This is a genomic window from Paenibacillus sanguinis 2301083 = DSM 16941, assembly GCF_000374825.1.
GTDB lineage: Bacteria > Bacillota > Bacilli > Paenibacillales > Paenibacillaceae > Fontibacillus > Fontibacillus sanguinis.
The window spans coordinates 12,300-25,599 of the sequence record NZ_KB895390.1; the positions used below are offsets into that span (position 1 = coordinate 12,300).

Annotated in this window: 11 protein-coding genes, 2 pseudogenes and 1 riboswitch; of the genes and pseudogenes, 9 read left to right on the top strand and 4 right to left on the bottom strand. The window is 42.2% G+C overall.

Translation table 11 applies throughout. The features are described from left to right. Positions 1-32 precede the first annotated feature (32 nt). The gene (locus tag C557_RS0118730; RefSeq protein WP_018753404.1) at positions 33-359 is read right to left on the bottom strand and encodes a hypothetical protein; all 327 of its coding nucleotides are present in this window, start codon (positions 357-359) and stop codon (positions 33-35) included. Between the two features lie 89 nt (positions 360-448). Next, positions 449-1,723 (bottom strand): hypothetical protein, encoded by a 1,275-nt coding sequence (locus tag C557_RS0118735; RefSeq protein ID WP_018753405.1) that lies wholly within the window; start codon positions 1,721-1,723, stop codon positions 449-451. Positions 1,724-1,880: 157 nt separating this feature from the next. On the opposite strand from C557_RS0118735, the gene C557_RS0118740 reads away from it, so the two are divergent. The 3 genes and pseudogenes from C557_RS0118740 to C557_RS0118745 all read left to right on the top strand — a co-directional run bounded on the left by C557_RS0118740 (position 1,881) and on the right by C557_RS0118745 (position 4,797). Next, positions 1,881-2,333 carry a GNAT family N-acetyltransferase gene (locus C557_RS0118740; RefSeq protein WP_018753406.1) on the top strand — a complete coding sequence of 151 codons (453 nt, stop codon included), beginning with the start codon at positions 1,881-1,883 and terminating at the stop codon, positions 2,331-2,333. An 815-nt stretch (positions 2,334-3,148) separates the two neighbouring features. Beyond that, a riboswitch (cyclic di-GMP riboswitch) is annotated at positions 3,149-3,234 on the top strand. 587 nt (positions 3,235-3,821) lie between these two features. Next, positions 3,822-4,118 (top strand): annotated as a pseudogene (locus tag C557_RS25735) (ATP-binding protein); the annotation flags it as partial. Between the two features lie 58 nt (positions 4,119-4,176). Further along, complete coding sequence (locus C557_RS0118745) at positions 4,177-4,797, top strand: LuxR C-terminal-related transcriptional regulator (RefSeq protein ID WP_018753407.1); 621 nt, start codon at positions 4,177-4,179, stop codon at positions 4,795-4,797. Positions 4,798-4,932: 135 nt separating this feature from the next. Here C557_RS0118745 and C557_RS23775 read toward each other — a convergent pair. Both C557_RS23775 and C557_RS0118755 read right to left on the bottom strand, forming a co-directional pair. Then, positions 4,933-6,119: pseudogene (locus C557_RS23775) on the bottom strand (transposase). Between the two features lie 245 nt (positions 6,120-6,364). Beyond that, positions 6,365-6,805, bottom strand: coding sequence for a hypothetical protein (locus tag C557_RS0118755; RefSeq protein ID WP_154656279.1), 441 nt, complete (start codon positions 6,803-6,805; stop codon positions 6,365-6,367). Between the two features lie 551 nt (positions 6,806-7,356). On the opposite strand from C557_RS0118755, the gene C557_RS0118760 reads away from it, so the two are divergent. The 6 genes from C557_RS0118760 to C557_RS0118785 all read left to right on the top strand — a co-directional run bounded on the left by C557_RS0118760 (position 7,357) and on the right by C557_RS0118785 (position 13,289). Then, on the top strand, positions 7,357-8,061 hold the full coding sequence (locus C557_RS0118760; protein WP_018753410.1) for a thioesterase II family protein: 705 nt from the start codon (positions 7,357-7,359) through the stop codon (positions 8,059-8,061). Positions 8,062-8,397: 336 nt separating this feature from the next. Next, on the top strand, positions 8,398-9,705 hold the full coding sequence (locus C557_RS24255; RefSeq protein ID WP_018753411.1) for a hypothetical protein: 1,308 nt from the start codon (positions 8,398-8,400) through the stop codon (positions 9,703-9,705). A gap of 217 nt (positions 9,706-9,922) precedes the next feature. Then, positions 9,923-10,783: a 3-hydroxyacyl-CoA dehydrogenase family protein gene (locus tag C557_RS0118770; RefSeq protein ID WP_018753412.1), complete on the top strand. Its 861-nt coding sequence runs from the start codon at positions 9,923-9,925 to the stop codon at positions 10,781-10,783. 5 nt (positions 10,784-10,788) lie between these two features. Beyond that, the gene (locus tag C557_RS23785; protein WP_018753413.1) at positions 10,789-11,892 is read left to right on the top strand and encodes an HAD-IIIC family phosphatase; all 1,104 of its coding nucleotides are present in this window, start codon (positions 10,789-10,791) and stop codon (positions 11,890-11,892) included. Further along, a complete protein-coding gene (locus tag C557_RS0118780) occupies positions 11,858-12,103 on the top strand; it encodes an acyl carrier protein (RefSeq protein ID WP_018753414.1) in 246 nt (81 codons plus the stop codon). The genes C557_RS23785 and C557_RS0118780 overlap by 35 nt, the downstream gene beginning before the upstream one ends. Before the next feature lie 25 nt (positions 12,104-12,128). Further along, on the top strand, positions 12,129-13,289 hold the full coding sequence (locus C557_RS0118785; RefSeq protein WP_018753415.1) for an acyl-CoA dehydrogenase family protein: 1,161 nt from the start codon (positions 12,129-12,131) through the stop codon (positions 13,287-13,289). Positions 13,290-13,300: the final 11 nt, after the last annotated feature.

Consider the following 13,300-nt stretch of genomic DNA (forward strand, 5'->3'; position numbering starts at 1 on the left):
TGCGAGAATAGCGTCAAATTGTCTGATTCCCCCTATCCCTCGTTTTCGCTTAATAGAAAAACCAGGTCCCGTTTCATTTCCTCGAATTGATTAATAATCGTATTCAAATTTTTCTCGATATTCTCGACCTGGACAGCATTGATTTTTCCGTGGTTATAAGCAATGAGACGTTCCGGTATGATGGTATAGGACCAACTTTCTCTGTAGCGGTCTTCGTTACGGACCGCAAAACCGATGGGCAACAAGTCGTTGCGCATGCCGAGTGTCAGCATGCTCGGGGATATACCCAAATAATCTGCAGCGATTTTTATTGTGATTTTGGGGATATTTCTGATCTCTTCATCCGAATACTTCGCCATACGTTTCACCTCCTTGATCCGGTTCCGACGTCACAATCAGGCTAAAGATATTGTTCTTCGGTATAAAAAACGATCTCAGCTACTTCCAGTCACTTTTGCAGCGAAAGAGTGTATTCTTCCGTATTGTTGAGCAAATCGATTTTTTGCTGCAGTTTGACTACGAAGCTCAAGAAGTCGGTGTTTTTTTTATTTTCCAATTTGAATGAGTTGATGATATTTTTGATGGTTTCGTTTTGTTCGGAGGTTAATTCATCTATAATCAGAATGATTCTCAAATTGGAGCGGAAAGCCCTGTCCAGCAAGCCGTGAAGCTTATATGAAATGGTCTGTTCTTTGATTTCAGGATCCAGTTCATGCATCCACGTGGCTGCTTTGGACATGATTGAATCATCCTCGTTGATGTACTTAATGATTTTCTCGGACCATTTATGGATCGTATCTTCTCTGATTTTCGTGTCTGTAGCAATGCTAAAGGTAGATGCAAACCGCATCAACTGAGGGATAATGTGCCCATTTAGATGCTCGAATTTTTCCAAACGTGTTTTTTTGTATCGTCCATAACATTCGTATTCAATTAAGTTAATTTGGATGGGCATCGTTTTATCGTCGGGAAAGAAGCGGACGAGCAGTGCATCAGGATATCCGCTGATCCCAGCGATCATTTTGTTATTAGTATCTTTTTTAGGGGCAGTCATGAACATCCTGTTTTGTGGAATTAGCACGGATCGATACTCGGAAAAATCATCGAATAAATGATAAAAGTTTGCATTGACCAGCGGCTCCAATCCTTTGAGCTTGTCTGTTTCATTCTCGAATTTGACGGTGACATAAGTGCTCGTGATGTTGATTTTAACATCGGGAACAGTATTCAAGACTTCTTGGTAATTTTCTTCGGTCACCGCATCCGTAGACCACTCTTCAGCGTCAGAAGGGTTACCGTTGCCGTTAATCGTAAAAGGATGTTCGAATTGAAGCAGCTCATTGGTTCGATTCTGCTCGAAACCAGTTTGAAGCAACAGCAGAGCCGTCTCATCGGTTATGGTTTTTGCGGATTGCACATATTTTAGGCTCCAATACTTTCCACCAGCTTGCTCCAGAATGCTGATGTCAAACGGTTGGCAGTATTCGATTTCGCAAAGTGAAAAACATTGCGGATATTGATCGCTGTCTTTCCAAGGCCGAAAATCGGTAGGTTCTTTTAATTTACCGCGAGCTCCGCATAGTGATTTATTTCCTACTTTCACTACAATATAGACCCGGTCATTCACGTTAGCGACTCTTTTCGTAAAGCCGGCTACTTGTTGATTGATGCATGTATAATAATTTTCCAAAGAAGTTCCACAATGTAAGATACGCTCTCCCATGTCCATCATCCTTGCCTTATGATTAAATTACCAATTTCGACATGGTTAGTAAAAATCCTTTCTGGTGTAGTAACTGAAAGAGAGAAAGGTTTGTTTGTTATGCATAGAAATATACCTATTGAAGTTTTAGAAAAATATTAAGAAAGAGGATGATACAATGCTAAAATCATTTGATATACCAGATACTGATTTTGATGGTTTACGTTTTTTGTTAGAACAGTTGACCTCTGATAAGGTCGAAGTACAAAATTATTTAGGTGGAAGGTCGCTAAGAAAAGTTGAAATCAATTCTGCCGAAGGAAAAGTTAGACTAGACTTACGTTCAGAGCTTTATTTCCATGAAGGTGTCTATTATCAAAGCCTGATTATTGGTGTTATTGCATTGGTCCCTGAGCGGATGGGGATTGGGACAATAGTGATCGAATGGTTAAAAAATTATGCCAGAAGCAAAGGTTTTGAACGAATTTGTATCGAAAATGCCAACACGGAGGCGAGTATTGGATTGGCAAGGAAAATGGGTTTCATTAATGTCCCTAGTAGTCCAATTATTCAAGAGGTTCTCAAAATAGAAGCGTCGCCTGATTATCATTTACTGCTAGTAAGATCATAATTACTTTTTATAGTTTATTTTAGATCTAAAAAGTACCTCCAACTTCGAGAGAGTTGGGGGAGTTAATGCTTACTTTGATCATTTCTGTAATATTCCGATACTCGTAACAAATTATTGGCCAACTTAGAACTTGGTTTCGGTTGATCACTCTCATTTCGAATTGACTTACAACATCATTCTATGGTTAGATACCTAGTCCGTATCCGGCGAATGCCTATAGTTAAGCGCCCCTTTTTACCCCAGATTGACTGACACCTGCAGGTTCGGCGAATCAACCTAGATAATGGAATTCTTCGAAAATTGCGTACGGATAGCCTGTTACAGAAAAACAATGAAGAACCCCAAGCGGAAAGGGCAAGGGGGTGGAATGCAGGAGATTCTAATTTATTAACGCACGCTTGCACATGTTACGAAAAACAAAAAGACGCCGTAGTTCGAAATCTTTATTTCCAATTCGGATATTAAGATTTTGAGATGAAAATAAATAAGGGAAGTTTTGTAACTCTAATCTCGCAAAAGTTGGAATCTTCTAGTATAATATATCTATAAAGCGAGGATTAGACAGGGATTTGGACTATATTTTCTGGGTTGGTTATTAGGACAAAGGTCCATTTTTTGGTCGAAACTGTGCTTCTTGTGCTTTTCCTAAAGAAAGATTGGAAAAGAGGGAGGGATTTGATGTCGAACCTATGTAGGTAGTAGCACCTGAAGGCTGTTAAATGACATTATGAGGTCAGGTGAGGGATTCGATCATCGCCATGGACGAATGGGTTATGAAGTAATCTCCGATTGGTTGTCCAAATAAATATGAGCTGAAGGAAAAATGGCAAACCCGCTCGAAAGACGGGGACGCAAAGCCACGGGTCTGCGGCCGTAAGGCTATGATCGCCGGGTTACCCTAAAAGGCAGGCTTCCAGAGAAAAGGCACGTTAGGGTACGTGTCTTTTTTGTCGTCTATGTCCGATTCCGAATAAGCCGAGGAACCTCATCGAGGGAGGGAACCGAAAGTGGTGCTTGTATTGTCATTATTGTTGATGACTGCCATTCTGCTATTCGCCCATCCGAGAAGCGAGCCAAATCGTTGGCCAGTTCAGTCGCTTTTTTCTCTGTACTCGGAGAGTTGACCATCGCCATAGATGTGAATTTAATTCCCGGAATTGTCCCTTTGGCTAACGATCCAATTATAGCCGGACTGGAGTGGGTAAAAGAGTCACGGCCAAACTTATATTTTATCTTGCCCAACGAAACAAGCAACAGGAGTTGTTTCGGGATACATCTCATTTGATCGATGCTACCGAGCGGATAATAGCAATAGCTTTCCGTTTTCGTCATTCATCACAACAGTTGGTATTATACGAGCAGTCATGTATTATAAATGAACTCGTTGATCAACTATTGAATAGCTTGGCGGGAGAATTTTGCAGCAAGAATCTTAAAGTCCGAAAAAAATTGGATGAATCGCTTGTTTTGTATTGTGATTCCGTTCACGTGCAACAAGTCATGAAGAACCTCTTCTATAACGCGATTGAAGCGATGTCCGAAGGAGGGTGTCTGACAATAACGTCGAATCTCTCGCAAGAAACGATGGATATTACCGTTCGTGATTCCGGTTGCGGCATCGCACCGGAAGCCATGCCATATATTTTTGAACCTCACTTTACAACCAAATCAAACGAAGGGAATGATGGATTTGGGTTATTCTACAGTCATGAAGTCATGCGTCACCATCAAGGATCCATCGAGGTACAAAGTCTAATCGGAATCGGTACGTCATTTACGCTTCATTTTCCCATCCAAAGAGTCATTCGTCATTCACCGCCATTGAACCGATGGGAGGGAGATCATGAGCAAGATCAAAGTACTATTGGTGGAAGACGATCCGGTGTGGAACGAATATATATCCGAAACGGTGAATCGGGAACCGGATTTGTTTTTGGTCGGAACGGCTCAGACGAAAGTCAATGCAATTCGCATTGTCAGTATGTTAGACATTGATGTGGTGCTGGATGGGAAAAAGGCAGACGGGCTTGACGCGGCGCTCGAGATTGTCAGCATGAGTAATGCGAAAGTCATCATGCTTACAGTATTAGATCAGGCAGAGATCGTTTCTGAGGCGTTCGGCAACGGTGCTTTCAATTATATTCTCAAGACGGCGCTTGAAGATATTCCGGAGGCTATTCGAGCCGCATATGCGGGCCTATCCTCCATTCATGCTTCTGCCGCAGGCGTGCTTCGATCCGAGTTTATACGAATGAAGCAACAAAAAATGCGCCAAAAATTAACGCGAACCGAAGTTGAAATCCTCCGTTTTATTCACAATGGTCATACCCGTTCCGCAATTGGGGAACATTTGCATATAACGGAAAGTACGGTCAAAAAGCATGTAAACCGAGTGATTCGAAAATTAATGGTCCATACCGGCAGAGAAGCTGCCAAAAAAGCAAAATTGAAAGGAATATTATAAGGTCCATGTATATTGAGCATTTTGCATAATCCAATTTGGACGTAAAGACAACAAGAATCCATCGGGATCAATGCTTAATTGTGCCTTAAGCCTAAATATGGGCAGACCTGCAAAATTTTTTGCCTTTTCTTGTTTTTAAATGGCTATTTCGTTCTTCATAAAAGTTGCAGAAAGTGCGGAGACGAGCAATACAATGGCATTAAGATACTGCTGAGTTCACTTTCTAAATCCCCCAGACATGTAGGCTGTCTGCGGTTAGATAAGTTTTCATTCTGGAGTTGCACCTTTCCACGCTGGTACGTTCGTTGTAAAGTTCCTTCCAGCGCTTCGTATCCGGTGTGGGCTGCTGAATCGCCGCAGGTCGTCCTTTGTATCTACTTTAATTACCATGCCGTAGTAGAGGATGAACAAGCCGCCGTACCTAACGGACAATCGACTTTATCGGTGACGTAAGGGCAGCGAAATTTCAAAAAATCGCCGTCAGCGCCCCAATAGGTCATCGCAAATCCCATTGAGCAACATGGTGTTCCGTTTGTTGTCATCCCGGCAGGTGGCTCTTTTGCTCCTCGAGGATTGAGAGGAACAATAGCTTGTACCTTTACGTTTCGGGCGGTTTCATAAACCTTTATTTGGTCGTAGCCTGCATTAAGTATAAAGAATTTAACGCTGGTTTCGGTAGCGACCTCCTTCATCAGGCTTGGAGCCATCTCCCCGTCGTTGACATGCGCTGGCGTGACTTCCAGTACCAATGGAAGTTCACTTTTCGTATCCACGGCGAGGCGAAGTTTGTAACCGAACCAAGTGATCTTGTTGCCAAAGGAGTCGAATTTGGTTCCCAATTGCCATTGTCAGTTTGTTTGCTCTTCTTCTTGGGCTGCTTCATTTCGTAAGCATGAATAGCGGCGCTATCGATCGCAACGTGGCTGCCGTCGATGATGCCGTCTTTGCCTACAGCGTTTTACCAAATCATCGAAACTGCTTAGCTAAGTCTTTCTTCGTCAGCTCAGCAAGACTCGGCTTAATGTAGCGCTGGACGGAGCTTCGCGACCGAGGGGAAGTCCACATTAATAGCGAAATCGAAGATCGGTGTCCAAGCGATGATGTAGGCCGGTAAATGTTTGAATGTGCTCAAGATGAGCAGCTAAAAGTGCACGTAAAGTGCCTTCTCTACAGTGGCCGTAAGCCACTCGGGGCGAACGACTTCGCAGTTCTTTGGCATAAGGCCGAAGATCCAAAGCACTAAAAAAGATAGGCAATCGATCTTTTGATTGCATTTTTAGCAGATCTTCAAAGGAAAATAGACTTTCTTGGAGAATATACAAGGTGACTTCCTCCATTCTTGAGATTTTTGGTTTGGTCAACGAAAAACTTCTCCAAGTTGGGGTGAAGTCCCTTTTTTATGTCCGGAATTCCTTACGTATCAAGGGCTTAGGTTAATGCAAAATGCTCATTTTAATATTGAAAGATGCGAACAGCGCCTTAAAACCCAAGGGAGGTGCTATTCTTTTTGTTTGGCATCATAGAATCGAATTTATTGCTGGGAACCTAGCAGTAACCCTTGTCTTATTTAATGAGGCAAGGGTTGTTTATGGTTTGCGGCATTTTGCTCCGCATGACTAACCGCTTGACCCGTAGGCTTATCCCGGAACATCCGGACAAAGCGATAGAGCAAGAATACGGCTCGAATCAGAAGATCCGAGGCGATGGACAGCCAGACACCAGCGACTCCCAACCCCTGTATATATAAAGCGTATAGACACCAACGCCCCAGTACCAGCCATATGCCGATGGCCGTACTATAATCGGGCTTTTCGTATCGCAAGCTCTTTGCAGAGCACCCGCCACAACCAACGCGACGGCCAAAAAAGGTGCGCAAACGAGTTGATTCGCAGTCGATGTCGGTCACGTTCGATTGATGCTTCAAGATGACGAGCGGTACAAACTCGCCTTCACCGTCCCTCTGTACGGCACTCTTCTGTTCGCCGTTCTCGCTGGTAATCGTCTGCATTCTCTTCCCGCTATGGCTGTTGTTTGTTCGCTTGTTTTGTATTATGTCATGTTTTTCGTAGTTCAGATGCATGTCCAGCTTTGCCCTGGGCATTTCTGCAACGATTTAGCGAACAGGTTTTCAAAGTATTCTGCATATCCTAAGCGGTGACCGGGTTATTTCCTTAATGAATGCTCGAAGCTGCAACAGACCTTCGAAATTTGAGGCAACCACCTAAGAAAAAAAGAACTATCCTGAATGATATCTAATATGGACATGAAAATAGAACTAATTTTTATATGATTTATAAACAGTTTATTATGGTAATATTAGGTATATGAAAAATATGGAATGTAAGCGTTATAATTAATAACGATTGTACCAAGGGAGACTGTGAATACCAATTTTTATAAGTATGTAAATAATGGAAATTAATACTTGTATGAAAAATATAATATTTAATAAAATTGAAAACGTTATCCAAATCTTGTTCGATTAAATTTTAAAATAGTCTTTCTCTAATAGTGAATTGATAGCGTTTTTGGTTAGAATTTTCGTTTGAGGAGCACATTATGAAATCTATTAATTTATTTTGCTTTCCATTTGCGGGAGGGTCTTCATTCGCATATCTTCCTTGGAAACGCTTTTTGCATCCGACTATTAAGCTTCAGCCTATCGAATTGGCTGGTCGCGGAACACGATGTAAATTGCCATTTTATACTGATTTTAAAGAGGCAATTGACGATACATATGAGCAGGTTTACCCCTGTTTAAATGAAGGGCAATATGTGATGTTTGGCCACAGTATGGGAGCGTTACTCGTCTATGCTTTGATCGAGCGGATACGAAATAAAGGAGGGCCTCCTCCTGAACATCTGTTTTTTTCTGGAAGATGGCCGCCTCACATTCATAAGGAGGGCCTAAAAGCATGCCAGTCGAATGACGAACTTATCCAAAGAATTTTAAGGTTTGGTGGGACGCCAAAGGAAATATTTGAAGTACCAGAGTTGGCAGAAATGTACTTGGAAATTTTCAAAGCTGATTTTCATCTTATAGATACCTATATTCATAACGATCATTCAAAATATGATTTTGATATTTCAATCTTAGCTGGCCAAGAAGATCCTGATGTTACACAAGAGGATATAGAATCATGGAAATGCTACACATCTCATTCATGTCATTTGGTTACGTTTAAAGGTGGTCATTTTTATTTGAAGGATATGATTCAAGATGTAGTAGGTTATATTAACAAGGTCCTGGTGGAAGTCTGTTAACACATGTGAGATGATGAAGAATCACGATATAACAGTTGAAAGCCATATTAGCGATAATTTCAAAATGTGCATGAGTTAAATTAGGAAATAGTTGACATCGATAATGCTTTTGATACTGATCTAATGAAGAAGGCTTTGATAGTAGTGTCAGTATTGAGTCACAAAGGATTGACACAAGTGGATAAATTGGGCTGTATATTTGGAAAGGTACACTTGCTAATTGCAGTGAAGTATTAAGTAATCAATCCAATTCTTTATCCTAGGTAGCGGTACATGTAACGTTGTAACGTGGAAATTGAATATAGAACGATACTGTTAGTCGAGGAGGGTCAGAGAGTGCCAAGAGTACTTGAACCGGCTCGATCAATTAATGATAAAGAGCAGGAAATACTGTTCACTGATGCGGCAAGGATGGAGCTAACAAGTTATAAGTATAATCAAAAACAGCATTACATTGCGATAGAGAATATGGGGAACGAAACCGTTTTTTTTATGATAGAATCCGGTATAGAGTATCCAGTACAACCAATGTCAGTGTTAGACATGAAAGTCAGGTTTAATACTTTTAGTATAAGATCATCAAAAGAGCATCAAAAATTCAAAGCAATCACAAGGCAGATGATTGAGCAAAAGAAACAGCAGAAGAAGAAAATTCTGAGAGTAAATGAAAATCCTATAATAAATACATACAACTGCTATGCAAGCACATTTTCAATAGTTGAATTAAATAAAGTGACTTTGCCTTGGTTTCATAGCAACTTTATTCAAATATGTTACGACTCTAAAAGTAATTGGTTTTTTTTTGAAAACCATAATGTGCTAGATACTTGCTTATGGTTAGAAAATTGCAAGTTAACTCGTGATACTATCCAACGAAGATATAGTAATGTAACTGAGTTTGTTATCGAATCTATCGATTCCGATTTTTATGCTTACTTTTTGGTCAATCCATATTGTATATCTGCATTTAATTCCGACGAACAGGGTATTCATGAAATACTTATCTTCGGTTATGACTTGGAAAATGAATGGGTTTACATAGCAAACAACTTTGAGAACGGAAAATATATTAAAAGTAAGTGCACCTTTCAAGAGTTAGAAAACTCTTTTCACCATGTAGCCTTCGATTGGGTGGGAATTCGTCTATATAGAAAAAATGATCCAGAAATGAAAGTGAAATTTAATGAAGAATACGTCTTACGGTCCTTAAAGGCATATCTTGACGGTACACCTAGCCTGATGCAACCATCCCCGCCATCATGGTGGACGTATGATTGCACATATGGAATAGAAGTCTACAATAAATTAGCTAGTCAGATAATAGCAGGGATTGAACAGGAATCATTTGATATCGATATAAGGGCATTCCATCTTTTTTGGGAACATAAGAAGTGTATGGTGTTACGCATTCAATATATGCTCGAGGAGCATGGAAAGGTGCTACTAAGAAGTTTATTGAAGCAATATATAGAACTCCAAGAAAGAACATTTGTATTGAGAAATGTGGCAATAAAATACAACATTATGAAAAATAAAAGTATCATTCAGACCCTTATTAGTGGACTTCAAGAAATTATGGAAAAGGAAAAGAGAATAATCCGGGATTTTATTTTAGTTCTTGAAGAGCAAACCCTCTCAGTTTGAGTACCAGTTCGAATGGTAATGGTATGAACGTGATAACCTGATAATCTTGTTTGCTAAAAATGAAAAACATCGTTCTTATGAAACATGGAAAGCCCAAAATAAGATCGCATTGCACTGCTGACTCGGTATTAGAGGCAGATAACTGTGGAGATGAGAATCGTTATCCAATGTAATACTGGAGAAATCTATATGAAATGATTGTTGGAGGGTTAACGGTATGCTACGAACATTCGGAGTTATCGGAGCAGGAGTTATGGGTACAGACATTGCACTTGATCTAGCAGGTTATGGATATAAAGTGCTCTTGAAGGATCTTCATGAAGATATAATTCTTCGAGCGAAGGAAAAGATCCGTAAAGAATTTCGGGTGTATCAGATGACGCAGAAGCACTTGAAGGCTTTGACCGTAGATGATCTGTTATCTCGCATTGTCTTCACAACCACTTATGAAGGATTTGAAGAGGTTGATTATATCATCGAAAATGTGACGGAACATTGGGATACGAAGAAGCATGTATATTCCGAATTACGTGATGTATGTCGTAAGAATGTCTATTATGCGGTCAATACGTCCTGCATTTCAATTACGAAGGTGGCAGCACTGTTACCACATCCAGAACTTGTCATAGGGATGCATTTTATGAATCCGGTACCATTGAAAGAGATGGTTGAAGTCATCCGCGGGATGCATACATCCGATGAAACGGTGGCGGTGGCTGAGGAATTTCTGCAATCTTGCAGAAAAACACCTGTCGTTGTAAATGATTTCCCAGGCTTTGTTACTAACCGTGTTCTAATGTTGACGATCAATGAGTGCATCTGGACGGTTCAAGACGGAGTAGCTAACCCACAAGATGTTGATAGGATATTTCGTATGGGCTTTGGGCATAAAATGGGGCCATTAGCAACGGGTGATCTGATTGGTCTGGATACGATTCTGAATTCTCTGTACACCCTGTATGAACAGTTCAACGATCCGAAATTTCGCCCGGCTCCACTACTGGTCAAGATGGTTGACGCAGGTTTGTTGGGTCGCAAGTCGGGTAGGGGATTCTTTGAATATACACGGAAGGGGTGAATCTAGTGAGTTCGAAAGGAAAAGAAATTAAGTGTGTAGTCTGGGATCTGGATAATACGATTTGGGATGGCGTTTTGTTGGAGTCGGAAGACGTAAGGTTGAAGGAAGGTATTGTGGAAATTCTCGAATTGCTTGACTCTCGAGGCATCCTGCAATCCATTGCTAGCAAAAACAATTATGACGATGCGATGAGTAAGTTGAAGGAGTTTGGCATCGACCGCTATTTTCTCTACCCACAGATTCATTGGAACGCGAAGTCACAATCGCTTGCGATCATTCGTGAGAAGTTGAACATTGGAATTGACACGTTCGTTTTTGTGGACGATCAAAGCTTTGAGCGAGATGAAGTGGCAAGTGTGTACTCGGAGGTGTTCTGCGTTGACGCTCTGGAGTATGCGGAACTCCCTGCTCATCCACGTCTGATTCCGAAGTTCATTACGGAAGATTCGAAACGTCGTCGCCTTATGTATCTCGAAGATATTCGGCGTAATCAAGAGGAAGAGGAGTATGAAGGACCTAAGGAGTCGTTTCTGTCATCCCTGCAGATGGCGTTCACTATCTCGGATTGCCAAGAGGAAGACCTGAAACGCGCTGAGGAGTTGACCCAACGTACTAATCAACTAAATTCAACAGGGCGGACGTTCGACTATGACGAACTGAACGCGTTTCGTAAGTCGAATCGCCACCGATTGTTGGTTTGTGAATTGACAGACCGTTATGGTTCCTATGGGAAGATTGGTCTTGCATTGGTTGAACTGACGGAAACGCACTGGCATCTCCAATTGATGTTGATGTCCTGCCGTGTGATGTCTCGAGGTGTTGGAACGGTTTTGATGTCACACATTATGCAGCAAGCAAAGCAGTACAACAAAAAATTGCTCGCTGACTTTAAACAGACTGATCGCAACCGCATGATGTACGTGACCTATCGTTTTGCCAATTTCAAAGAAATCGAAAACGACGGGCAAGGCAACATTTTGTTTGAGAACGACATGAGCACCATTCAGCCGTTCCCACCTTATATCGAAGTCAATGTCTGTGAACAAAATACATCGACTAAGGAGCGTTTTACAGATGGAACTCAATCAAAAAATTCGTTCGTTTATTGAATCCAAACTGGTTGTATTTGAAGATGAAGCGAAATTTGAGGACGACGACAACATTTTCGAAATGGGGTTTGTGAACTCGTTGTTTGCGATGCAATTGTTGGAATACATCGAGACGGAGTTCAGTATTACCGTTGATAACGACGACCTTGACATTAAAAACTTTTCCACCGTCAACAACATCGCCGCACTGGTCAGCAGAAAGGTTGGATAAGCCAATGAGTCACGTTCTCGGCCTAATGATGCAAGAGGAACGCCAGTCACAGCTCGTCGCAGAAGCGGAACGGTTTGCAGAAGAAAAGATCGGTCCACGTGCACGTGAGTTTGATGAAGCTGAGGTGCTAGCAGACGATTTGATTCAAGAAATGGCGACTCGCGGATACTTAACCGCCAATCTCCCGAGAGAGTACGGCGGACTCGGCCTAGACCCGGTGCATTACGGCTTGTTCCAGCAGGCAATCGGCAAGGCGGACTGCGCAACCCGTACATTGATCACTGTTCACTCGGCCTTGTGTGGTGAGAGCTTGCTCCGCTGGGGCAATGAGGAGCAAAAGGAATTGTGGTTGCCGCGTATGGCAAAAGGTGAAACGCTGGCCGCATTTGCTTTGTCCGAACCGAACGTAGGGACGGATGCAAAGTCTGTAGAGACGCGCTATCGCAAGGTAGGCGATACTTATGTCTTAAACGGTAACAAAAAATGGATTTCCTTTGGGGACAAGGCGGATTTGTTTGTGGTGATTGCGGGCAATGATCAGGGGCAGAAGGGGCAGATTTCAGCATTTCTCGTTCAGCGCGATTTCCCTGGTGTTACTACTAAACCGCTGAAGGGCATGCTCGCTGGACGTGCAACGCACATTGCGATGATTGAGTTCAACAATGTGGAAGTGCCAGCCGCAAATTTGATCGGCAAGGAAGGTGGTGGCTTTACATACGTTGTTTCGACGGCGCTTGATCACGGACGTTACAGTATCGCGTGGGCAGGTGTATCGATTGCTCAAGAGGCGGTCGAGCAGATGGTTTCATACGCTCGTGAGCGCAAGCAATTTGGTAAGCGTTTGGTGGAATTCCAGTTGATTAAAGGTCTAATCGCCGACGCAACCACCGAGACGCACGCAGCTCGAGCCCTATGCCTGAAAGCGGGCGAAATGCGCATGAACAAAGCACAGGACGCGGTCATAGAGACGACAATGGCGAAGTACTTCGCCTCGAAAGTGGCCATGAAGGTGGCGACCGACTGCGTGCAGGTACATGGAGGCAACGGATGCTTCTCGGATTACCCAGCGGAGCGATTGTTCCGCGAGGCAAAGATGCTCGAGATTATCGAAGGTACCTCGCAGATTCAGCAGGAGATCATCTCTGGATTTGCACTACGGAAATACAACAAAGCTTGTAAGCGATAACAAGAGGAGAA